Source organism: Limnohabitans sp., assembly GCF_046052825.1.
Taxonomy (GTDB): Bacteria; Pseudomonadota; Gammaproteobacteria; order Burkholderiales; family Burkholderiaceae_C; genus Limnohabitans.
Genome location: NZ_JAVLFP010000042.1, coordinates 25387 through 47445 on the forward strand (window position 1 = coordinate 25387; position 22059 = coordinate 47445).

Here is a 22059-nt window from a genome sequence, read left to right on the forward strand (position 1 = left end):
CCGTTAAAATATTTTGTATAAATCTAAAACTTAATTCCTGTGAATTTGTCTGATTTTTTCACGGGTGTGAAACTCGTGACTTTGGATTTCGAGGTTTTTTCAATGGCATTCTTGATGTACTGGATGTCATCTTCTTCCCCCCGCCGTGCCAACGCATATTCGTATTTACTTGCTTCATCCATTGCAAGTGCGTACCAATCGCTCCAATAATGGTTCCAAGCGACTTCTCCATCAAGTCCATGGGAGAGGTACTTCTGTTTGATTTCATCGTCTGTAGCGCAGTTGGAAACATCAAACTCATCAATCGGGAACTTTAGGGCGTCGACCTTTTTCTTGAATGATGATTTGCCGTAGGACTTAAGAAGATTTCTCTCCTTCAACTTGATGTCCAACAAAGTGGTGACTTCACGAAGATAAAACTTCTTCGCTTCTCGGAAAATTACCTTGGTAATAGTTTTATAGTATCGGTCTTCATCGTTCACCATCTTCTTTGGCACAGACGCTTCAACTAGCGTGACGTTGTATTTCGAAAGCAATCCATTCAACTCGGATTTGAATCCATGATAGTTTGCGACCCAGTGGTCTTTTGCGATACGCAATTTTCCAAGTTCAACTTGGGGTGTTGTGGAGGATGGAGACGCTAGTTTCTTCTCCTTTTTTGATGCAACATCTGAACGATTGAGATTCGCTGTTATCGCTCCAGACCGTATTCCATTAACCAATGTCTCTTGGTCGTGGTGTGTCAGTTCATACAGCGTAAAAACACTCGGTGGCAGTTTTGAATAGTGGACTTTGTTTGAAAGCACAGAATTATCAGAAATCTTGATGTACTTACTTATGTGACCTTTGCTGAAAGTAAGTCCATTTTCAAACTTTGACCATAGTTTCGATTTGTTCTTCACGTTAAGACTGTCCTTGTAGTCCCGTGCCTCTTTGAGCAGTTTGCCAATTGCGATGATTGAACCAACTGCAATACCTTGTGCGTTGATTTGCTGTTCGTGATTCTGCTGAATCTTCGCCCCATAGTCATCGAAGACATCCTGATAACTCATCAATTCGAGGTTTAATTTGCATTTTTTCATATTAATATCCTTGAGTTCATTTCACAATTTAATTTTATGACTTGCATAATTAGTATTGAACGTTGTAAGTTTTTTTTGATAGATAGTCAATATGCTCTCTAACTGAAATGCAGTTACTGATGTATCGGTTTTGAAGTCCTTCATGCGTGTTATCTTCACAAGCATATTTGTACTTTTCTAAAATTTCTAGTATGTGTGGCGCAATCTCTGATCTGAAATTTGCTATTTGACGAGAATTACAGATTTCTTTAAAAATTAGAATTGTTTCTAGATTTCTCAAAAATAAAGTGTTTGGATTGGTGGGTACATTAGCAAATTTACGCATAGGTTTCCTTGAGAGTTTCTTAATCAAGACTATTCCTAATTAAGTGACTCTATTGTCGTATTTTTCGTGTTTTTAAACACCTAACACCTATAATTCTGCAATTAAGGTGTTTATAAAATGACCTACACAGCACTCAAATTTGCCTACAAACATCCAACCTTTGGACGCAGTAATGCAGTCAAGGCGACTGAACCGTTCAAGAACTCGATTTACTACCTTTGGTGGGAGTTCTTGAGACGCAGTGATGCCTACAGAAAATGCTGCGAATCTGGTGGAAAGGGGAAACTGAAGGAAATCTACCAAGACTTTGGTGATGTGTTTGCGTCTGACTTCAAGACCTGGTGGCAGACCAATGAAAGCGGTGCTTATCTGTTTGCAGAACAGTTGCCGCCCAAGATGACTTTGATTGATGCGATGCCTGATGCAAGTGTTGCTGGTCAGGTCTTGGTTGTTCAAGTGCCTCTGGCATTACCTAAGAGATTCTTGGCAGCAGAGTTTCAAAAGTTGTTGACTGCCCATCACTCAGGCAAACGTGGAAGACGAAACAACGTGACTTCTACTGCACGATATCCAGTGACAGGTCACATTGATATTTTTTCGCTTCAAAAATGTCTGCGCGTTTATGACATGAAGATTGCCAACCCAAAGATGCCACTGTGGAAGATTACGCAAGAGTGCAAGGCAATCAAACGTGATGCATTTATTGATGACGGTGACACTCAGGCAATCATCACTAACAAGAAACTCATTCTTGCGAATACGGCAAGTCGGTTAGTGAAGAAGGCAGCATTGATTGTTAAAAATGTGGAGCAGGGGAAGTTTCCTTTTTGAGGTTGCATCGTTCATTTCAAACGATATATAGTTTAGATTATTTAAAAGTCCAGATTTTAAATTGATATTAATTTAACTTTCATCTTTTTCATTTTCTTCATTTGTTTTTTTTGCATATATCCAGATAGGTATAAACCAACCGAAAATGAAAAAAACAAAACTTATAATTCCAAAAGTATTATTTTTTGGTGTGTCGCCTAATAGTATTACTTGAAGATAAAATCCAATTTTGAACAAGATAAATGCATACCCTCCAGCAATTCCTAAGAGTCCAAATAAGTATGCAAAGAAAGTAAATACTTTCTTAAAAACTGACCATCCACCGAACATTGAAAGAATTAGAATTGCACCAATTATGTAAAATACATTATCCGAATTACTAATGTATTCACCGGCATCTTCAGTGAAGTCATACTTGCCTGCTTGCGCGAATGCAATGATTGGAAATGCTATTAAAAAGTAAAAATATTTTTTCATTTCTTATCCTCGTAGAAACCTTTGCCAGCAATGATGTGACGCACACCACCTCTAGGGTTCTCAACATCACCTTTGCGTCTTGGAAGTCAGAACCACTTTCGTCTATATGCTTTTGGATCCTTTATGGAATCCATACCAAAACTGACATCCCATTCATAACCGTTGGACCTCATGCATATTAGTATTAGATTTTGATCTTTATCTTTTTCACCGAGTGCAATAATATGAGGAAGATTCTTGTCACCTGCAATCAATAAGGTTTTATAAACTTCAAACTCGCATTTTGCAAAGTCCTCCTCAATGGTTTTACAACCTGTTAGTAAGAGCGCAAGAAGTAATGGAATTAAAAATTGTGTTTTTCTCATTTGTTGATCTTCATTAAATTATTTGTTGGTCGTCCATGAAATCCATCTGGAGTTTAGTATTGTTGATTTTATTAAATCCAAATAGAATTTTCTAGTTGCACACGAATGAACCTGATCCAGTTGGGTTACAAAAAATCGGTCTTGATGGGTTTTGCTGCATTCGTTTGCTGTAGTCGGATGAAAAGTCTCGTAGCGCTTCGCTAGGGGTGTAACCAGGGGAAATTCCGATACTATCTATTTGCATTGCAATTTTCTTTGCATTTTCAAAAAAAATATTTTTTATTTTTGACACTTCAAATTCTTCTTGCTTGTCATTAATTTTATTTTGATATCTCAAAAAATAAACCTCATGCAATTTATCTGAAAATTCCAGAAAAACTGCTTTTAAGGGAAATTTGTCGTTGACTTTATCTATTCCAAGATATAAATTTTGTGCACAAATATATTTATCTAATTTTCCATCATCCTTACATTTTCCAAACGCATCTATCGCTGCATCAATTGTGTTTTTTTCTTTTTTATATGGAGATGAAGCACAACCTGAAAGGATAAGGAAACACAAAATAATCATTAATAATTTCATCTCTTTTCCTCATAGAAACCTTTACCCGCAATGATGTGTTCGTCTCTAGACCATGGCGGGTTTCGCATAAACCAGTTCTTCCACTCAATTCCTAGAATCACGAAGTTGTCCCAACTGCGATACATCTTTCGAAGTGCCTCCATTGCCGCACTTTCTGTGTTTCCGTAGACCTGTGTGGTTACAGAAGAGATTGAACGATGATTCAAGTCAGTCTTGGGTGAGTACTGGAACTTGATGGTTGCTCGGTGCCAAGTGGTCATGTCGCGTCTTCTCCAGTCGGTTTTTGTGTCTGGTTGAACTCAGTGTGTGACTTTAGTTACCGAACTATCTTTGAACTGCTTCTGGACGGTTTCTTGTCAGTTCTGGATGTATTTGTAACAGACTTCTTCACTGTGACGATCTTGTTTTAAGGATTTTTGAAGTCATAGTAAACCTTTGACATCGCAACTCGCTTGACCTCAAGATTCGTGCCCCCGCTGTAGAGACCATAAGTCATCCTCGGTTTTTCATGTCCAATGATGTCTGCTGTCACGTTTTCGTTCACTCCTGCGTTTTCAAGTTGAGTTGTGAACGTCTTTCGTATTGAGTGAAATACATGGCGCTTTGAGTAACCTAACTTTGTTTTCAGTCGTCCAAATCGTTTGCCAATTGCGTTTGAGCGGTCATCAAACTTCGACTTTGTCAGGTTTGCAATCATGTATTCATCGCCTGTAGTCATTAGTTCGTTGATTACAGGAAGCAGATTCTGATGGATAGGAATGATTCGTACACCTGCCTCAGTTTTTGAATCTGTAATCTTGATACTTTTTTCTTTAAGGTCGGTGTGCTCTTTCTTCAAAGAACAAATTTCTTCAATCCTTGCACCTGTGTAGGCGCCAATCAGAATCAATTGTCCAAGTGTCCAATCTTTGCGAACAATTGCTTCAGAGTAGAGGCGTTCTACTTCGCCAGCACTAAATGGCAACCAAGACTCAGTTTTGTTTTGTGCTTTGGAGTTGCGCTTCTTGCTTAATTTGGACTCCTTAGGGACGATGAATGGTTCCTTGGTGTCTTCTGAAACTTCTCCAATGAATTTCAAATGTTTGAAGAAATTACGACAAGAACCGATGATTCGCGTTACAGATGCTGGCGAAAGATTTGCTGTTTTGGTGACGTGTCTTATCCATAAATTTGTGTGCTCGTACACAAGCAGGTTTGAGGTTGTTAAAAACGACACCAAGACTTCAACATCGCTTTTCATTTGAGCAATCGTCTTTGCGGCAAGACCTCTTCTTTGTTCGTTTTTGACCCATTCGTCTATGAAGATGGTCAGTGGTTTGCGTTTGCCAGTTGCAATGACGTTGAATGTCTCTGCTGACAGTAGACCGGTTTCGTTCTCTATTCTGGACGTTTCTTCGTCAATCACATCTTGAACCAAGTGTGCGGGAGATGTCTTGAACATGCGTTGCAACTCAATTGCTGAGTTGATGTCAGGGTCGGACGTTCTTGTTCTTGCGGCAGCAATCTCCGCTTTCCACTTTATGACTTTAAAAGTTGCTAGAGATTGAGCAATCCTTAGGTCTCCAGTACCAGTCGTTTCAAAGAACTTTGACTTGCCGACTATGTGCCTAACGTCTTTGGGAACAACCAAGAGTGCAAAGTATGTCTTGTGACGAAGTTCTAAATGCGCTGGTTTGAACGTTTTCTTGGTCATGTAGTGCTTAATAATTCAGCATATTTCTTCACTTTACCACATGTTTTTACCACATGTTATTGACCAGAACCCTCATAAACAATAGGATTGCGAGGTTTTTCTTGATTGACGATGAGTCCCGTCCACTCCGCCATAGATTCACCCTAAGTGATTGATTCACTTAGGGTTTTTTCTTTTGTGCTCTAAGAAAGATACACTTAAAGATACACTTTTTGTTTGGAGTTTTGCTTAAAAAATAGGCGAAATCTTCTAGATTAGCATGTCCAAAAGCTGAGAACAAGTGCTTTTAAGTGTCGCTCAGAAAGAGCTTGCTCAACTCAGATGCATAGTGTTTCGCAGCAGAGCATCACGTCACGAATGCTACTAGGACCTACGAGAAACGCCTTAGAGCGATTTTTCTGTTTTTTTGCTGTCAGCATGAGTTGAGGTGAATTTGACAGCTCACACTTAGATTTGACGAGGTTCAACTTTCTTGAAGTTAAATTTTTGTTCTGTTTGATAATTTAAGCATGACGATTATTTTTGAAGCCTTTCGCTACTATTGCTATAAGTTCGTAAGTTGCACATTGCCCCCCAAGTGCAAGCAATGCCAACTGCTAATAACGTGAAATCATTACAAGAGTTGAATGGTTCAACACTTCTGTCTCAGAGCTAGAGTCAACTTTGAAATTTGTCACGAATTCAAATTGAAAGTAACGAAAGACCATTTATGACAGTTTGGTCAAAAGACATGGTGCTTGCGAGTGCAAGGAAATATACAAAGCGTTCTGAGTGGAAAGCTAACGAGTCAAGTGCATACAAGGCAGCACTGAGATTGGATTGCATGGATGAAGCTACTCATCACATGCCAATCATCAAAAGAGATTGGACAGATGAAGAATTGCTAACTAGTGCAGCAAACTATATGACTAGAGGTGCTTGGAAAACTACAGAACCATCTGCGTATAAGACAGCACGAATTAGAGGACTCTTAGAAAATGTTTGCTCTCATATGGTTGAGGGCAAGAGAGTAAATGGCACTTGGTCTGAAGAGAACGTGCTTGCAAGCGCAAAGAAATTCAATTCAATTGCTGCATGGGCAGCAGACGAGGTTTCTGCTTACAACGTAGCGAAAAAGAATGGATGGATGGTTAAAGCAACAGAGCATATGTCAACTTTGGCAATGCCAATTGGTCCCTCAATCATTCACAAGTACTTGTTGAGTCATAACATTGAGTACGTGGCTGAAAAACGATTTAAAGAAGACAAAGAAATTGCATCAAAACCTTTTGACTTTTACATAGCAACTTTGAATTTGATTGTTGAGTTTCATGGCAAACAGCATCAACGTGGTTGGAGAGATGATGAGCAAAGTCGCAAAGAAATCCAAGAACATGACTTGCAAAAGAAGACATGGGCGTTGACGAATGGATACGACTTTTTAGAAATCAAATCGTGGGAGTCAAAGTCAGAAGTAGCCATTAATGAGAAATTAAAAGTCGCCATTGATTGCGCAGCCAAAAAGCAAGATGTTGAAGTGAGTAATGTTGCTCGCGACTTGAGCAAACTAGAGCTGAAGAAAATTCAAAGTGGCTTTGCTTTCACAGATGACGAAATATTTGAAGAGGCAAAGAAACACAAAACGCGTGCTGAATGGCTTAAGTCATCCCCTAATACCTATCGCTTTGCTTTGCGACATGGCATTCCCCCAAATCAGTAGACAAATAATGATCTCAACACTGAAATGGAGAAAGCAAATGCAATCTGTTCTTCTGTGAATTTGGACTTCTTCGTGACAAAACTCCAGGGGGTAGTTTCGCCGGAATTCTCTAGTTACCAGTTGTCCAATTTATTGGGGCGAACTTGTGAAGGCGCTGTTGCTTGGCTTGCTAAGTTAAGTTTAAACCGCCCCCGCAGCTCGCTTCATCTCATCGCGCAGGCTTGACGCCACAAACTTCGCAAACGGCCCGATGTCGCCGTCGGTGCTTGCGGCATTGAGTGCTTCCATGTACTCCGGTCGGCGCGTCACCTCAATCACCGTCCAAGGGTATCCACCTGAAGCCAACATAGCGTTCATCAGAAAGCGTCCAATACGGCCATTGCCATCCATATAAGGGTGCGTGAAAACGAAAATAAAGTGGCCCAGCACGGCACGCGCTGCGGCATTTGGTTCGGCCTCCAGAAATTCGAACAGGGCAGGCATCATGTCCCGCACGGCCTCTTTCGGGGGCGGCACATGAACGGCATTGCGGATGAAAACTTGATGGCTGCGGTAACCCGCTAGGTCCGAAGGCTTCAGCAGCTTGGCATCGACGCTCGGCCCAAAGAGCTCGCGGTACCAAACGCGGTGGTCCTGCGCGACAACGCGACCCGCGTTTTCCCCGGCCAGAATCTTGCGGATGGACTCCTCCACTTTCTGACGCGCCAAAAAGTACCCGCGTGCTGCCATTGCGTCTTTGGACTGCAAGTCCGCTTCATTTTGCTCAGGATCCCAATTGCCAGAGGCCACACGTTCGATCAACGCGTTTGTCACGTGATAGCCCTCGATGGACAGTGAGTTGTAGGCATCACGCACATACGTGTCTTGCACAGCTGCCAAGTATGCCCCCTCATCTACAGGCAAACCTGGTTCGGCGGGAAAGCTATCGATCACTTCCTCGCGCATCTGTGCCCACATCAGTCGTACGCGGGTCACATAAGGCGACTCGCCGCGTGTGGCGCGCAACTCCGTTAGCGGGTCAGAAAAGGGGTTGACCTCGGTGAAGGCGTAGCCTGCGCTACGCATGACGCCTACGATATTGTCTGCCAGATCGTCACGCCCGCAGGCCCGCATGGCACCTGCGAGACGCCCCGCGACCACGCTGTGACCACCATCTAGCAACTGGCGCACCAGCTCATCGGCGTCGCGCATGGCGGCGAGCACAATTTGTGCATCGCGAGCGTAGGTGCGATAGAACGATTCAGGCACGCGGATCAGGGCTTGTTCGATCGTCATCGCACGCAAGCCACCCACCATGGTGAGCTTATCCGCTTTGGGGAAATCTTTGGCGCGGTAGTCCAAAAGCGAATGGCCAGCCCGCAGTTGAATCACTGAGTTCTGACCGGCGGGTGCATTCAAGACAAGCTGTGACGGCAAAGTTGTGTTGCCCGCATGCAAGCGCACCGAGTGGTCGGCCGAGACGCACCACTGATCCCCAAACCTACTTTCGGCGTACCGCCCGATGAACTCCGCAGCAGAGGCAAACCAAGCAGTGGAGTCACCGTCAAGCTCGTCTGGGCGCGATGACATGTACCAGCCTTTGATGATGAGTCGCAAGTAGCCAGCCTTCACAAGCGCCTCTCGCTCAGTGCGACCTAGGTCGTCAGAACGCAAAACATATCGGCCCTCGTCCTGCCGTGCCTTGAAAGATTTGAGAGCTTCAGCCAGACGGCGTTGTGAAGGGGTGATTGTGGCCATGGACGACGTCTCCGCTAGGAAATGGTGCAATTGAATAGCTAGGATATCACGATATTTTGTGGCTAGGTTATTGTGATTATTTGCAGCTAGGTTATTTTGCTGATTCCAGAACTACCACGATTGGTAATACCCACTAGTGTCCAGAGATTTCCTCAAATAAGCTCATTTGAAGATATTCAACATCTTCAGGCGCTGGTTCAATCGCTCAGAGCAAGTCGATGAGTGGCGTGGTTTCAAATACTGTCAGTGTCAAAACTTGGAGCATTGAATGCAAAGAGGCTTGTATTTGAAGCCTCTTTGGTCATGATTTTTGGTTGCCTTCAAGTCTTTGCAACGGCAAGCAACGGTTGGGCACCCGCCCACTTCTGGTTGCGTTGTCTCCCATGACCGAACGAAGGACTCTCCATGCATGTGCACAGCAACCTCCCATCGCGAGGTGTCCGCATTCTTGCGCTCATGTGCTTGGGTGGGGCCAGCGGCTTGGCGTCTGCGCCGGCACTGGCCGACTTGGCACCCGCATTGGACCGTTTGAGCGTCTCGGTGGGCGTGTTGAGCGCCGACCCCAAGCTCAATCTTTCCTTGAACTCCACCTATGGCGACCTGGGGTCAGGCGATATGGGGCTGGGCAAAGAAACGATGCCACGCATCAAGGCCAACCTGATGATCAAAATTCGCTACTAGCCCCGAAAAGCGGCGTCTAAGGCTTCTATCAGTGCCCGTGGTGGGCGTTGCGCGTGCACCCCGGCACCCGCCAAGTCAATGCCGCGCAAGAACAGGTACACCGCGCCGCCCATGTGGCGGTCGTAGTCGTAGTCAGACAAGCGCACTTTGAGCAACCGGTGCAGTGCCAAGGTGTACAGCACGTACTGCACGTCGTAGCGTTTGTGCAGCACCGCGTCTTGCAGCAGTTCGGGGGTGTAGTCGGTCAGCTTGTTCGACTTGTAGTCCACCACCCAATAGCGCCCATCGTGTGCCACCACCAAGTCCATGAAGCCGGTCAACATGCCTTGCAGCACGCGTGCCTGCAGAGCCGGGCGGGGTGCGCCTAGCAACAGGTGTTGCCCAATCAGTTGGTCCAAGGTCGCTGCAGAGACGCCATGCGCCTCGAAGCTGAATTCCATCTCGGCCCACAACGCATCACGCGGCAGGTGGCTGAGCACCAGCTCGGCACCCAGACCTGGCAACGGCAATGGGGTGCTCACCAGCGCCGTGATCCAAGGGGTCAGCTGCGCTTGCGCAGCGTCGTCCAAGTGCAGCCAACGCGCTTTGCGGGTCAGCAGGGTTTGCCACTCTGTCTGTGCCCAAGTTGGCGCGTCGTCGCGAGCGGCAGGCCAGTGGTTGAGCGACTGCCACTCCAGCAGGTCGTGCAGCAAGGTGCCGTAGCTCGCACCCGCCGGAAAGTTTTGCCAACGGCTGGCGGTCGCCATGGTTTGGCCTTGCACGTCAAGCTCAGGCACGTCTTGCGCTTCGGCATCGGTGATGGCGTCCACCACCGCTTCGTCGCGCAGCGAGTCGGTGCTCAAGCCCCGCGTGAGCGTGCTGAAACTCGCGGTCCACCACAGGCTGTGGTGCTGGCGCTTGGGCGTGCAGGCCGCTTGCGATTCGGTCGTCTGCACCGGGGCCTGGTAGTGCACGTGCTGCAACTCGGGCAAAGGTGCGACAGACAAGTCTTTGCAAGTCGCCCACAAGGCCTGAAGCTGGGTTTGCAAGTCACCCCGCGCTTGGCGTTTGAGCAAGCGAGACAGGGCGCTGCGCTTGAGCGTGCCCTTGGCTGGGTCGCCCGACAAGTCTTTGTCGGTCTCGGCCACGCCCAACCAAACCGCGCGCTGGCCCCGCGTGAGGGCCACGTACAACAGGCGCATGTCTTCGTCGGTGGACACGCTGATCTCGTCCGCGGGCTCGGGGTTGTCCTCGTCGGGCGCCGTGATGGCCGTGGCGGTTTTTTCGACGGTAAAACTCCCGGCATATGGCACAAACACCAGGGGGTACTGCAAGCCTTTGCTCTTGTGGTAGGTGATGACTTGCACGCACTGCGCGTCGGTTTCCAAGCGCATGGCGTGGGCATCGCTGCCTTCGCTGGGTTGCCGTATCTGCTGGCCCAAGTGGCGCACCAGCGTGTGTTCACCTTGCAAGCTTTGGGCGGCGTGTTGCAGCAACTCGCCCAGATGCAGCAAGTTGCTCAAACGGCGTTCACCTTGAGGGCCGCTCACCAGCCGCTGCGCGCGCGCGCCAGTGTGCAGCCACTGGTGCAGCATGGGCAGCAAGCCTTGCTGATGCCACACCTGTTGCCATTGGTGAAACTGCTCCAGCAGGGCTTCCCACTGGGTTTCGTCTTGGGTGATGGCCAACACCTCGTCCAGCGACAGCGCCCACAAGGGGCTGCCCAAGGCTGCCCGCACCCACGAGGTTTGGCGCGGCGAGGCCACGGCACGCAGCAAGCGCCACAGGTCCAAGGCCTCCGCGCTTTGGTACACACTGGCATGGTCTGACAAATACACGCTGGCAATGCCACGCTGGCGCAAGGCTTGGCGCACGGCGTCGGCCTGCCTTTGGTGGCGCACCAGCACCGCCATGTCGCCCGGTGTGGCCACACGCTGGTTGAGCAGCAAGGCCATTTGGTCGGCAAACACAGCGGCCATGTGGTGCAAGTGCGCATGGGCTTTGACCACCGGGTCGTCGCCTTGCAGCTGCCACACCGTGAGGCCGGGTTGCGCGCTGCCATCGGCCCGTTGCAGTGCAGGCACATCGCCTTCGGGGCTGACTTGCACAAACGCGATCTCGTTCAGACCGGCGCTGCCCACGGCATGCTCAGGCGAAAACGGCTGGTCGATTTGCGTGAACACATGGTTGACGGCATTGACCAGTCCGGCGCTGGAGCGACGGTTGCCGCTCAGCGTGTGCAAGGCCTGCGGGTTGCCCACCAAGGCTTGCTCGCGGGCCTGCAAATAGGTGCTCAGGTCGGCGCCACGAAAACTGTAAATGGCTTGTTTGGGGTCGCCAATCATCACCCAGGCGTTCTCAGGGGTGACGGCCTCAGGGGCGTAAATGCGGTGCAAGCTGCCGTACTGCCAAGGGTCGGTGTCTTGAAACTCGTCCACCAAAGCCACCGGGTACTGATGGCGAATTGCCTCCGCCAAGCGACCGTCTTCGGCCATCACAGCGCGGTAGAGGTTTTGCAGCAAATCAGAAAAGTCAAATGCTGCGCGCTGTGTTTTGGCGGCTTGGTAAGCCAGCCCCACGGTGTGCGCCGCATGTTGGGCCACGCGCGAGGGCGTGTCGGGGGCTTGGGCCTGCATGTCCACATGCGCCCCAAGCGCCGCAAAAAAAGCAAAGCGCTCGGGCTCGGGCCAGTCTTTGTCTTGCAAGGCAGTGAGGGTGAAGCGTTTGAGGGTGTCAGGCTTGAGGGCTTGCGCCTGTTCAGCCCAGGCCTGCAGTCCTTGCAGCCAGTTGGCGTAATTTTTTTCAGACGCCCCTTTGAGCCGCTTGGCTTGCAGGGCCTGCAACACCTCCAGCGACCAGGCCTGACGTGCGGCCTGGGCCGTTGCTTGGCACTGCGTGAGCCAATGCATGTGGGCCTCCATCGCTTGGCTGGGCGTGAACTGCGGCTCTTTGGGCACGCGTGGTTTGCGGGCGTGTTCACGCCACAGCACTTGCAGCTTTTTGAGCAAGTCGTCGGGCGAGCGCCCAAGGCTTGCCCCCAGTTGCTGCAACACCGCTGCGGGTTGTGGGTAAAACCAGGTGCGCCAATAGTCTTGCACCAACCTGCGTTGAAGGGCCTGGGCATCGTCCAGACGGGTTTGCTCAAACAGATGGCGGCTGTCGAGTGCGTGCTGGCTCAGCATGCGGCGTGACCAACCGTGGATGGTGTAGATCGCTGCGTCGTCCATCCAGTCGGCCGCAGTGCTCAGTTGCAGGGCGCAGCGCGGCCACAGCGCGTCGTCAAAACTTTGCAGCAGTTCAAGCAAAAAGGCGTCGGGTTGGAAGCCTTCCGGCAGGGCACGTTGTTGCGCCCGGGCATCAAACAACACAGCGGCATCGCGCAAGCGCTGGCGAATGCGCTCGCGCAGTTCAGCGGTGGCCGCTTCGGTGAACGTCATCACCAAAATTTGGGGCGGCAACAAGCCCGCGTGGGCTTGGCCATCGGCGGTGTGTCGCCCGTGGCCCAACACCAAGCGCAGGTACAACGCCGCCAGCGTCCAGGTTTTGCCTGTGCCGGCGCTGGCTTCAATCACCTGTCGCCCACGCAAAGTCAGCGTCAGGGGTTGCAGCTCGGTGGCGGCTGGCGTCATGGCGCCTCCTCGGGGTGCGCTGCATCGCCGCTGGGCAACAACACGGCCGCATCGACCATCGGCCCATACAAGCGCTCGGCCCAGACGGGCAGGCTGTCGATCAAATCGTCAAAGCCAACGAAGACACGTTGCAAGGTGGTGGACTCTGGGAATTCACCCGCGCGCATGTGCTCCCCGTCAAACTTGCTGCGTGCCGCTTGCAAGGGGTGGGGGTCTTGGGTGCGTAGGGCATTCAAAAAAGCGCAGGCGGTTTTGCGTGCCACGGGCAAAGGCTGCTGCCAGGCCAGCACATAGGCCTCGACCAAGTTGTGCAACTGAGCTTGGGCGGTATCGGCGGACATGGGGTTGAACTGCACCCAACCATCCAAGCCCACTTGTGCACTGGTGGTGGGCGTGCCGCTGGCGCAGGCCACCAGGTGCTGCAACCACACATCGGTGAGTGTTTCGGCGCGGGGACGTTGGCTGTCGCTTTTGCGTTTGCCTTGCAGCACCGAGCCAGGTCGCACATCCACCTGCAGCCAGGCGTTGCGTTGGGCGTTGGTTTTCCAAAGTTGGGGTTGCGGCTGCCACTCGGCATGCAGCAGGACGTCGCCAGAGGCGAGCGTGAAGGTGAAGTCCATCGACTGCGCGGGCATGTCGTGGGGCCAGTCCACCAGGCCCGGTGTCAAGCGTGCCCACAACGTGTGTCGCTGTTGCAGCAACAGCGCTTGCTGCGCTTGACCAAAACCGGCCAGCGCCAAGCTGCCACTGCCATGCAATTGCGCGAGCGCCCGATCAGGGTCTTGGGTGCGTGCCATGGCTTGGGTCAGCAAGTAAGTGTCCAAGCCGTCCAGCGCAAATGGCTCTTCCTCGGGCGCTGCTTCAGCGGGGGTGTCTAGGCGCACCTGCAAGCGTTCGCGCATAAACACGTCCACCGGTTGGCGCAGCATGCGGCTGAGTTGGTGCAACTGGATGTCCGTGGGCTGTTCGTCCCGAACCTTGACATCCAAGGCCACCACGCCTTGTGTTTGTGCGTGTTGCCAGTCGCTGGCGTAGGTGAACCAATCGCTGCCCGCCTGAAAGTAGCTCGCCGAAAACGCGTGCAGCGGTTGCAGGCGGGCCTCAAAAGCAGGCGCGGTGGGCGCGTGCGAAGCATCAGGCAATTTCCAGCTGGTGTTGAGGTAGTCCATGAGCTGAGCCACCAGCACCGAGGGCGGTTGGTCTTCGTGGTCGGTTGCACGTTTGCCTTGCCAGCTGATGTACAGGCGCTCTCGGGCGGACAGCAGCGCTTCTAAAAACAAGTAACGGTCGTCTTCGCGGCGTGAGCGGTCTCCGGCCCGCCACAGCTCAGCTTGGCCCATCAGGTCAAAGTCACGTGGGGTTTGGCTGCGCGGGTAGTCGCCGTCATTCATGCCCAACAAACACACCACCTGAAACGGGATGGAGCGCATGGGCATGAGCGTGGCGAACTGCACGCCTCCCCCAAAAAAGCGCCGGTGCATGGCCGGTTGTTGCAGCTGGGCCAGCCAGTGTTCGCGCACCACCACCAAGGGCAAGGGTGTGTCCAAGCGCGCCAGTTGGCACTCCGCCAGCCAAGTCTCAAGCGGCGCCATCACGCGTTCCATCAAGCGCACATCGGCGTCGCTGCTGGCTTTGAAAAACTGGGCCACCAGCGCTTGAAGCAGCGTGACCCATTGCTCGGGGGTGTGGGCGCGGCGCAATTGGCCCAGTGCCCACTCGATGCCCTTCAACCACTGCAACAAACCATCGACCACACGGGTGTCCAAGCCGCCTACACCGTCCATGGGCCAGGTGTCTTGCCAGGCTGGGGGCTGAGCCGAGTTGTCCTGCGGTGTGCCCGTGGCGTAGCCCAGCAGCAAACGCTGTACGCCAAACAGCCAGCTGTTTTGTGCCGCGTCTGCCAAAGTGGCATCCATGCCCCAGGTTTCACGGTGGGGGGCATCGAGGCCCCAGCGCACCCCCGCTTGTTGCAGCCAAGCGTCAAGTTGCGCGACATCGGCCTCGTCCAAGCCAAAACGTTGGCGCACGGCAGCCACTTCAAACAGGCTCATCCATTCCACCCGTGTGATGCGCAATTGCGGCAGTTGCAACAACATATCAAGGGCCTGCACCAGTGGTTCGGTGCGCGGCGTGGTGTCGGCCACCGAGTACGGAATGTGACGCGGCGCTTGGGCGGCAAAGCGCCCAAACACGGCGTGGATGTGCGGTGCAAACACGGCCATGTCGGGCACCATCACCATGATGTCGCCCGGTTGCAACTGGGGCTGCGCATCGAGCCAGCCCAAGATGCGGTCGTGCAGCACCTCGACCTCGCGCTGTGCCGAATGGGTTTGCACAAAGCTCACGCTGCTGTCCTGGGGCGCCAGCGGCTCAGGCGTGGCAGGCGCTGGGTTGAGGTTGAGCAAATCGGATTGCAATTGCTCCAACACGGTGGCACGGCGCTGCTGCTCTTTGGCAGTGTTGACGGGGTCGACGAACACATCGACGCGTTGAAACTGGTGGCGGTAGCGCGCCACATCGTCAAAGCCATCCAGCAGGTGCAGGTAGTCGCGCCCGTGTTTGCCCCAGGCGGCCAGCAGCGGGTTGCTGTCGGTGTGCAGCAGGTATTGCTCGGCAGGCGAAAAGTGGTCGCTCGCCAGCGGCAAATTGGCTTTGTCGCTTTGTCTGCGGCGGCTCCATGCGGCCAAGGGCCTGCGGCTGTCCACCACATGGCCCCAAAAATATTGGCAGGGGTTTTGCACCAGCATCAAGACTTGGCACACCTTGCCCAAAGCGGCCAAGGCTTGCACCGTTTGCATGGGCAGCGAGGTCACGCCAAACACCACCAAGCGCTGGGGCACACCTGCGGGTCGCACGCCTTCGGGCAGTTGTTGCAGTGCTTTGACAAAGGCCTCGTGCACGTCGGCCCGCGAGCGAAAACGGTGGTCAACCGGTGCGTCACCGCTCAGGTCTTGCAGCAAGTCACGCCACAACTCGGGCTGCCAATGCTGCGCAGTCGGCAATGGCGTCGGTGTGCCTTGGGCCGATCGCAAGCTGTCTTGGCTTGCGGCCCAATCGTCCAGCCAATCGGCGCGGTAGTTTTGGTAACCGTCCAACACATCGGTCAGTTGCAGCGCCAGTTGGTAGGCACGGCGCCCAGAGGGTTCATCTGGGCTGGGTGCTTGTGCATCGCTGGTGTCTTGGCCCAGGTACTGAGCCAAGGGTTGGAACACCGGTTGTGCCAGCAACTCAGGCAAGCGGCGCATCAAGCGCCACACCAAGGGAGATTTGTCTAACGGCATGTGCGCGGGCACGGCGTCGTGTCCCAGCACCGCTCGGTAAATTTGCCACAGCTTGGCCGAGGGCAATTCAATCTGCGTGGCGGCGCAAATGCCCAAGGCGCTGTCGCGCGCCAAGGCCAGCTCCAGCCAGTGCTTCATGCCGTTGCTTTGCACCAGCAACACCTCGGGCGCCAGCGGCGGCAAGGGGTTGTTCCGGATGAACTGCACCATCAGATCGCGCAGACCTTCCAGCTGGTTGCTGTGCAGCACCATGAAGCCGGTGGGGTGGGGCATGGCGTGTTTATTTCTTTCCGTAGGTGGCATCATGATCGGGCTGGATCAAGAGCTCCCGCAGAAAATTGCCGTCACGAAAGCCGACGCCTCGGGGCGACTTGCTCACCCGAAAGGTGTAGAGCGCGTCAATGCCTGGTGGCGCAATCAAGCTCTGAACTCCTTGGCATGCATTCATGCCGCATGAATCATTTTATAGGCCTCCAAATCGTTCCACACGTCCTGCCGCTCAATCTTGCCGTCCACCACTTCAAAACGGTCGATGAAGCGGATGTCCTCAAAGGTGTGGCCGTTGTGGAACACGCCACTCAGGGTGCCGCTGACGTACACCACGGCACCGTCGCCGCGCCACGACTCGTCGAGGTGTTCAACGGTTTTTGTGATCGATTGGTAGCGCGGGCGCGACCACTCGACCAACTCTTGCAAAGTGTTCATCTGCGCGTTGCCTGGAAACACCATGGCAAAGTTGGCGCTCAAGTGGGTGGCCGCCAAGTCCAAGTTGCGCTCGGCCAGCGCATTCAAAAACGCCATCACCACCTCACTGGCCACCGGGCGCGCAGCACCGCCACCCGTGAACACCTGGCCATTGCGCTGGTAGGTGCTGACCTCTTGAATGAACACGGTGGTGCCAGCCTCAGCAGCAGCAATCACAGAGCGTGCGGTCACCGCCAAACGTTGCACCAAACGGTGTTGGACTTCGGGCTGGTAACCAGGCAGCAGGGTGACAGAAATGACGGGCATAAGGACTCCTTGGGGGCTGAGGGCAATGTCAAAAAGTGTCGCATGAATGACCGGGGAAAAAGCACAAGGGATGCGAGCATGCACACAAGGAGACTGACTGCGTATGAATGCATTGAACCGAGCCGCCACCGGCGTGTACCTGATCACCGTGACCCCCTTCACCGACAGCGGCGAACTGGACTTGGTCAGCACCGACCGCATGGTGGACTTTCTGTTGGAAGCGGGTGTGACCGGGCTCACGGTGTTGGGCATCATGGGTGAAGCGCCCAAGCTCACGGCGCAAGAGTCGCGCATCTTTGTCAAGCAGGTGTTGGCGCGTGTGGCAGGGCGCGTGCCCGTGGTGGTGGGTGCCTCGGCCGCAGGCTTTGCGCCCATGCGTGAACTGACCGAGAGCGTGATGGACATGGGCGCTGCGGGTGTGATGGTGGCCCCACCGGGCACCGTCAAAACCAACGAGCAGATCGTGGCTTATTTCGACATGGTCAACGAAACCTTAGGCCCGAAGGTGCCTTGGGTGCTGCAAGACCACCCCGTGGCCACCGGCGTGCAAATGTCGCCCGATGTGATTTTGAAAATCCTCCAAAACTCGCCCCACTGCGTGATGCTCAAGCACGAGGACTGCCCCGGCTTGGCCAAACTCTCGGCCATCCGAGCGGCGAGCGATCGGGGTGAGTTGGCGCGCGTGTCTATCCTCACGGGCAATGGCGGCGGTTTGTTCTTGCCCGAAGAACTCAGCCGTGGGGCCGACGGTGCGATGACGGGCTTTGCCTACCCCGAGATGATGGTGGATGTGTGTCGTGCGCATGCCGCTGGCGATGTAGAGCGCGCCCACGACATCTTTGATGCCTATTTGCCCTTGGCGCGCTACGAGCAACAAGCAGGCATTGGGCTGGCCGTGCGCAAACACATCTTTGCCGAGCGCGGCATCATCGCGTCGGCGGCAGTGCGCAAGCCTGGGCCCAAACTGTCGGCTGCCGATTTGGCCGACGTGGCGCGGTTGACCCAGCGCCAACAGCGCCGCCTGGCTGCTTTGTTGTGATGTTGAAACCTTTTTTCTTTGGGGTGTCTATGAACTTGTCTAAGCGTGTTGTGCACTGTGTGTGGGTCTGTCTGGTTGGGTTGGGCCTGGGGGTGGTGCATGCGCAGCCTTTTCCCAACAAGCCCATTCGCATCGTCGTGCCATTTGCACCAGGCGGCAACGTCGATGTGACGGCGCGGGTGATCAGCGCCGCCATGACCAAGCAAATGAACCAAACCGTGTTTGTGGAAAACAAAACCGGGGCGGGCGGAAAAATTGGCGCTGAAGCCGCCATGCGTTCACCCGCCGACGGCTACACCTTGATGATGGGTTCCAACAGTTCGTTGAGCGTGGCCCCCAACTTTTACGCAGACTGGCCGTACGACCCGCTGAACGGTTTGACGCCCATCGCCCATTTGGCTTCGGTGCCCTTTGTGTTGATCACACGTCCAGGCTTGGGTGCCAAAAACATGGCCGATCTGGTGCGCATGGCCAAACAAAAGCCGGGCGGCTTGACCATGGCGTCTGCGGGCAGCGGCACCTCCAACCAATTGGTGGGTGAGTTTTTTCAAAGCGTGACCGGCACCAGCTTGTTGCACGTGCCCTACAAAGGCGCTGGCCCCGCGTTGTTGGATGTGCTTGCCGGACGGGTGGACATTTTGTTTGACCAAGTCAGCTCATCGTCCAACTACATCGAGCAAGGCAAGGTAGAGGCTTTGGCGGTTTCGTCGGCGGTGCGTTGGAAGTCATTGCCCAACGTGCCCACGTTTGTGGAGTCGGGAATTCCAGGCTTCGTCATCACCAACTTCACTGGCTTGGTGGCGCCCCTGGGCACGCCCGCCGATGTGTTGGACAAGCTCAACAAAGCCGCGATTGCCGCGCTGCAAGACGAGGCGGTGAAAAAGAGCTTTGCCACCATGGGGGTGGAGGCTGTGGGCAGCAGCCCTCAGCAGTTCTCGGCCTTGATCAAAGACGATTTGCAGCGCTGGGCTGCGTTGATCAAAGAAAAGAACATCAAACTCGATTGACCTAGCGCTTGAGCGCGTCCAAGCGCGCGTTCAGGTCTTTCAAGGCGCTGGTCAACAACCATTCAATGGGGTAATACAGCAGCGTGGCACCGGAGGCCACAAAGTCGGGCAATTCGTCGAGCTTGCCCGGCAAGCCGAAGGGCTTGCCCGCCGCCTTGAGGCGTTTGGCAATGCCGTCCACGGCGGCCAGCACATCGGGTGTTCTGGCGCTGCGTTGCCCCATCAGGCTGTAGGCCAAGTCGTTGGGGCCAATCAAATAGGCGTCTACGCCCGGCACTGCCATGATCTCGTCCAGCGCTTCAATCGCCTCACGCGTTTCAATTTGCACGATCACAATTTTGCTCGGCGCTTTGTCGTCGCCACAGGCATAGCGCACCAACTCCACCACGTCGATCGCATCTTGGGCGCAGTTGATGTGGGGCACCACCAAGCCGTCAACCTGACGGTCCATGAACTGCACCAGCACCGCAGGGTCTTTGGACCAACTGCGCACCAGCGAGGTCAAGCCCGCCACTTTGGCTGCACGAATCAACTCGGTGGCCACATCCAGGCCAATGCCCGTGCGTTCGCAATCGATGAAAGCCGCGTGCGCTCCGGCACTGGCCAAAACGCCCATCACGTCGGGGTTGCGGCCGCCCACGTTGACGGCGATCACATGTTGTTGGTCTCGAAAGCGTTGCTTGAGTAAGTTCATGGTGGAGGTTTTTAAAAATCGTACAAAGCAGCGGGGTGCGTGACCAAAATGTCTTGCAGCACCTGCGGGTTGTTCACCCACTGGGCAAACAGGTTGAACAAATCGCCGTCGTTGGGCATGCCGCTGCGGATGAACACATGGGGCCAATCGCTGCCCCACAGCAAACGCTGGGGTACCTCGGCCAACAAGCGCTCTGCCGTGGCCAAGGTGCTCGGGTAAGGAAATTCTTCAGGCGTTAAACGGTAAGGCGCCGTGAGCTTGATCCAAGCCTGTCCGTCTTTGGCCAAGCGCAGCAAGCCCTCAAACCCTGCGGCTTCAGGCACGCTGGTGGGCACGTAGCCGAGGTGGCCAAACACCAAGGGAACGGGCAGCTTGCCCAGTTGCACGTCCAGGTCAGGAAACTCGTTGACGTGCATCAAAAATTCGATGTGCCAGCCCAGCGGCTTGATTTTTTGCGCCAGGGTTTGCAAGCCCGCCATGGGCAACACGCCCTTGTCGTCTTTCAGGTCCACGATGTTGCAGCGCACGCCGCGCACGCCTTGCGTGTGCAGGCTTTCGAGTTCGGCCATGGACACATCAAACGGCACCACCGCGACGCCGCGCAAGCGCTGTGTGTCCTGCTTCAAGGCGTCCAGCATGGCGCGGTTGTCGGTGCCGTAAATGCTGGGCTGCACCAGCACCGCGCGTTCAATGCCCAGGGTGTCGAGCATGTGCCGGTAGTCTTGCAGCGACGCAATCGGTGGCGTGTACAAGCGGTTGGCAATCAAGGGGTAGTGTTCTTGCGGACCGCACACATGGGCGTGCACGTCACAGGCCTGCGCAGGCACGGACACGTGTGGCGCTTTGGGGTGCGGGTCGTGTGCCGCGCAGCTGGGAGGGGCAATGGGCAAAATTGATGTCATGGGTGTCATTCTGACTTGATTCCCGCGGCCTTGATGATGGCCGCATTGGCGACCATCTCCTCGCGGATCATGGCGTCAAACTGCTCGGGACTCATGGGCATGGGTTCTGCCCCTAAGCTGGCCAAGCGCTCTTTGACTTCGGCCGATTGCAAAGCCCGCAACGACAGCTGGTTGAGCCGTTGCACCACGTCACGTGGCGTTTTGGCGGGCACCAACATGCCGGTCCAAAACAAGTAATCGGCCTTGGCCACACCCGACTCGGCCAGCGTGGGCACATCGGGCAGCTGGGCCGAGCGCTTGGGCGTGCCGACCGCCAAGGCTTGCAATTTGCCGGCCTTGATCATGGGCAATGCAGACACGAGCGGCGCAAAGAAATAGTCCACGCGTCCGGTCATGGTTTCGGTGATGGCTTCGGGCGAGCCTTTGTAGGGCACGTGCACGGCGTCAATGCCCGTGGCCAGTTTGAATTTTTCAGCGCTCATGTAGGTCGCGCTGCCCAAGCCCACCGAGGCGTAGTTGAGCTGACCAGGTTTGTCTTTGGCCGCGTTGATCACGTCTTGCACTGTCTTGTAGCCTTTGCTGGGCGAGACCACCATCACATTGGGCACGATGGCCAATGGCGTGATGGCCGCGAAATCTTTCAGCGGGTCATACGTGACTTTGTTGATCAAAGGCAACACCGTGTGGGCGCTGGTGTAGACCAGCACCGTGTGGCCGTCGGCAGGGGCGCCCAACAGCGCCTGAATGCCCAGCGTGCCAGCCGCACCGGCTTTGTTCTCCACCACCACCGACACGCCCAACTCCGTTTGCAGTCGCTCGGCCACCGAGCGCGCCACGATGTCTGAGGCACTGCCTGCCGTCGCACCCGAAATCAGTTTGATGGGACGGTTGGGGTAGGTCTGCGCGACGGCCCCAAGAGGTGCCAGACACGCCGCGCTCAACACCGCCAAGGCGGCACGTCGGGTGGGCGACGCGTTGGCCCCCCAGGGACGCTGCAATGCGGTGGACTTCAACGAGGCTTTGGCTGTGGGCATGGTGGCTCCT

At 53.9% G+C, this 22059-nt stretch carries 19 protein-coding genes; 5 read left to right on the forward strand and 14 right to left on the reverse strand.

Going from position 1 to position 22059, the window contains the following annotated elements:
* Positions 1-23: 23 nt before the first annotated feature.
* On the reverse strand, positions 24-1082 hold the full coding sequence (locus ACKWJN_RS06765; RefSeq protein ID WP_408595586.1) for a hypothetical protein: 1059 nt from the start codon (positions 1080-1082) through the stop codon (positions 24-26).
* Between the two features lie 442 nt (positions 1083-1524).
* Between ACKWJN_RS06765 and ACKWJN_RS06770 the strand changes: the two genes are divergently transcribed.
* Positions 1525-2238: a hypothetical protein gene (locus ACKWJN_RS06770; protein WP_408595587.1), complete on the forward strand. Its 714-nt coding sequence runs from the start codon at positions 1525-1527 to the stop codon at positions 2236-2238.
* 72 nt (positions 2239-2310) lie between these two features.
* Here ACKWJN_RS06770 and ACKWJN_RS06775 read toward each other — a convergent pair whose 3' ends face one another.
* The 5 genes from ACKWJN_RS06775 to ACKWJN_RS06795 all read right to left on the reverse strand — a co-directional run bounded on the left by ACKWJN_RS06775 (position 2311) and on the right by ACKWJN_RS06795 (position 5356).
* Positions 2311-2715 (reverse strand): hypothetical protein, encoded by a 405-nt coding sequence (locus ACKWJN_RS06775; protein WP_408595588.1) that lies wholly within the window; start codon positions 2713-2715, stop codon positions 2311-2313.
* 86 nt (positions 2716-2801) lie between these two features.
* A complete protein-coding gene (locus tag ACKWJN_RS06780; RefSeq protein ID WP_408595589.1) occupies positions 2802-3080 on the reverse strand; it encodes a hypothetical protein in 279 nt (92 codons plus the stop codon).
* A gap of 91 nt (positions 3081-3171) precedes the next feature.
* A complete protein-coding gene (locus tag ACKWJN_RS06785) occupies positions 3172-3663 on the reverse strand; it encodes a hypothetical protein (protein ID WP_408595590.1) in 492 nt (163 codons plus the stop codon).
* Positions 3660-3923: a hypothetical protein gene (locus ACKWJN_RS06790; RefSeq protein ID WP_408595591.1), complete on the reverse strand. Its 264-nt coding sequence runs from the start codon at positions 3921-3923 to the stop codon at positions 3660-3662. Before ACKWJN_RS06790 ends, ACKWJN_RS06785 begins: the two co-directional genes overlap by 4 nt.
* 146 nt (positions 3924-4069) lie before the next feature.
* On the reverse strand, positions 4070-5356 hold the full coding sequence (locus ACKWJN_RS06795; RefSeq protein WP_408595592.1) for a tyrosine-type recombinase/integrase: 1287 nt from the start codon (positions 5354-5356) through the stop codon (positions 4070-4072).
* A gap of 709 nt (positions 5357-6065) precedes the next feature.
* On the opposite strand from ACKWJN_RS06795, the gene ACKWJN_RS06800 reads away from it, so the two are divergent.
* Positions 6066-7055, forward strand: coding sequence for a hypothetical protein (locus ACKWJN_RS06800; protein ID WP_408595593.1), 990 nt, complete (start codon positions 6066-6068; stop codon positions 7053-7055).
* Between the two features lie 180 nt (positions 7056-7235).
* Here the strand turns inward: ACKWJN_RS06800 and ACKWJN_RS06805 are convergent, their stop codons facing one another.
* On the reverse strand, positions 7236-8624 hold the full coding sequence (locus tag ACKWJN_RS06805; protein ID WP_408595594.1) for a Fic family protein: 1389 nt from the start codon (positions 8622-8624) through the stop codon (positions 7236-7238).
* 573 nt (positions 8625-9197) lie between these two features.
* Here ACKWJN_RS06805 and ACKWJN_RS06810 point away from each other — a divergent pair.
* On the forward strand, positions 9198-9473 hold the full coding sequence (locus ACKWJN_RS06810) for a hypothetical protein (protein ID WP_408595595.1): 276 nt from the start codon (positions 9198-9200) through the stop codon (positions 9471-9473).
* Here the strand turns inward: ACKWJN_RS06810 and recB are convergent.
* The 4 genes from recB to ACKWJN_RS06830 are packed head-to-tail and all read right to left on the reverse strand — an operon-like array spanning position 9470 to position 17373.
* Positions 9470-13081 carry an exodeoxyribonuclease V subunit beta gene (gene recB, locus ACKWJN_RS06815; protein ID WP_408595596.1) on the reverse strand — a complete coding sequence of 1204 codons (3612 nt, stop codon included), beginning with the start codon at positions 13079-13081 and terminating at the stop codon, positions 9470-9472. The genes ACKWJN_RS06810 and recB overlap by 4 nt on opposite strands.
* Positions 13078-16635 carry an exodeoxyribonuclease V subunit gamma gene (recC, locus tag ACKWJN_RS06820; RefSeq protein WP_408595597.1) on the reverse strand — a complete coding sequence of 1186 codons (3558 nt, stop codon included), beginning with the start codon at positions 16633-16635 and terminating at the stop codon, positions 13078-13080. The genes recB and recC overlap by 4 nt, the downstream gene beginning before the upstream one ends.
* A 7-nt stretch (positions 16636-16642) precedes the next feature.
* The gene (locus ACKWJN_RS06825) at positions 16643-16783 is read right to left on the reverse strand and encodes a hypothetical protein (protein WP_408595598.1); all 141 of its coding nucleotides are present in this window, start codon (positions 16781-16783) and stop codon (positions 16643-16645) included.
* A 23-nt stretch (positions 16784-16806) separates the two neighbouring features.
* Positions 16807-17373 (reverse strand): nuclear transport factor 2 family protein, encoded by a 567-nt coding sequence (locus tag ACKWJN_RS06830; protein ID WP_408595599.1) that lies wholly within the window; start codon positions 17371-17373, stop codon positions 16807-16809.
* A gap of 103 nt (positions 17374-17476) precedes the next feature.
* Here ACKWJN_RS06830 and ACKWJN_RS06835 point away from each other — a divergent pair, with 103 nt between their 5' ends.
* Both ACKWJN_RS06835 and ACKWJN_RS06840 read left to right on the forward strand, forming a co-directional pair.
* Positions 17477-18412: a dihydrodipicolinate synthase family protein gene (locus ACKWJN_RS06835; protein ID WP_408595600.1), complete on the forward strand. Its 936-nt coding sequence runs from the start codon at positions 17477-17479 to the stop codon at positions 18410-18412.
* A 35-nt stretch (positions 18413-18447) separates the two neighbouring features.
* On the forward strand, positions 18448-19419 hold the full coding sequence (locus tag ACKWJN_RS06840) for a Bug family tripartite tricarboxylate transporter substrate binding protein (RefSeq protein ID WP_408595601.1): 972 nt from the start codon (positions 18448-18450) through the stop codon (positions 19417-19419).
* 1 nt (position 19420) lies between these two features.
* Here ACKWJN_RS06840 and ACKWJN_RS06845 read toward each other — a convergent pair whose 3' ends face one another.
* From ACKWJN_RS06845 to ACKWJN_RS06855, 3 genes are read right to left on the reverse strand one after another with little or no spacing between them, the layout of a single operon-like run.
* Positions 19421-20113 (reverse strand): HpcH/HpaI aldolase family protein, encoded by a 693-nt coding sequence (locus ACKWJN_RS06845; RefSeq protein WP_408595602.1) that lies wholly within the window; start codon positions 20111-20113, stop codon positions 19421-19423.
* A gap of 11 nt (positions 20114-20124) precedes the next feature.
* A complete protein-coding gene (locus ACKWJN_RS06850; protein WP_408595603.1) occupies positions 20125-21015 on the reverse strand; it encodes an amidohydrolase family protein in 891 nt (296 codons plus the stop codon).
* Between the two features lie 5 nt (positions 21016-21020).
* Positions 21021-22049 carry a Bug family tripartite tricarboxylate transporter substrate binding protein gene (locus tag ACKWJN_RS06855; protein WP_408595604.1) on the reverse strand — a complete coding sequence of 343 codons (1029 nt, stop codon included), beginning with the start codon at positions 22047-22049 and terminating at the stop codon, positions 21021-21023.
* Between the last annotated feature and the right edge of the window lie 10 nt (positions 22050-22059).

Coding starts and splice junctions, on each gene's coding strand:
- ACKWJN_RS06765 (WP_408595586.1), bottom strand. CDS start 1,082: ATGAAAAAATGCAAATTAAACCTCGAATTGATGAGTTATCAGGATGTC.
- ACKWJN_RS06770 (WP_408595587.1), top strand. CDS start 1,525: ATGACCTACACAGCACTCAAATTTGCCTACAAACATCCAACCTTTGGA.
- ACKWJN_RS06775 (WP_408595588.1), bottom strand. CDS start 2,715: ATGAAAAAATATTTTTACTTTTTAATAGCATTTCCAATCATTGCATTC.
- ACKWJN_RS06780 (WP_408595589.1), bottom strand. CDS start 3,080: ATGAGAAAAACACAATTTTTAATTCCATTACTTCTTGCGCTCTTACTA.
- ACKWJN_RS06785 (WP_408595590.1), bottom strand. CDS start 3,663: ATGAAATTATTAATGATTATTTTGTGTTTCCTTATCCTTTCAGGTTGT.
- ACKWJN_RS06790 (WP_408595591.1), bottom strand. CDS start 3,923: ATGACCACTTGGCACCGAGCAACCATCAAGTTCCAGTACTCACCCAAG.
- ACKWJN_RS06795 (WP_408595592.1), bottom strand. CDS start 5,356: ATGACCAAGAAAACGTTCAAACCAGCGCATTTAGAACTTCGTCACAAG.
- ACKWJN_RS06800 (WP_408595593.1), top strand. CDS start 6,066: ATGACAGTTTGGTCAAAAGACATGGTGCTTGCGAGTGCAAGGAAATAT.
- ACKWJN_RS06805 (WP_408595594.1), bottom strand. CDS start 8,624: ATGTCATCGCGCCCAGACGAGCTTGACGGTGACTCCACTGCTTGGTTT.
- ACKWJN_RS06810 (WP_408595595.1), top strand. CDS start 9,198: ATGCATGTGCACAGCAACCTCCCATCGCGAGGTGTCCGCATTCTTGCG.
- recB (WP_408595596.1), bottom strand. CDS start 13,081: ATGACGCCAGCCGCCACCGAGCTGCAACCCCTGACGCTGACTTTGCGT.
- recC (WP_408595597.1), bottom strand. CDS start 16,635: ATGCCCCACCCCACCGGCTTCATGGTGCTGCACAGCAACCAGCTGGAA.
- ACKWJN_RS06830 (WP_408595599.1), bottom strand. CDS start 17,373: ATGCCCGTCATTTCTGTCACCCTGCTGCCTGGTTACCAGCCCGAAGTC.
- ACKWJN_RS06835 (WP_408595600.1), top strand. CDS start 17,477: ATGAATGCATTGAACCGAGCCGCCACCGGCGTGTACCTGATCACCGTG.
- ACKWJN_RS06845 (WP_408595602.1), bottom strand. CDS start 20,113: ATGAACTTACTCAAGCAACGCTTTCGAGACCAACAACATGTGATCGCC.
- ACKWJN_RS06850 (WP_408595603.1), bottom strand. CDS start 21,015: ATGACATCAATTTTGCCCATTGCCCCTCCCAGCTGCGCGGCACACGAC.
- ACKWJN_RS06855 (WP_408595604.1), bottom strand. CDS start 22,049: ATGCCCACAGCCAAAGCCTCGTTGAAGTCCACCGCATTGCAGCGTCCC.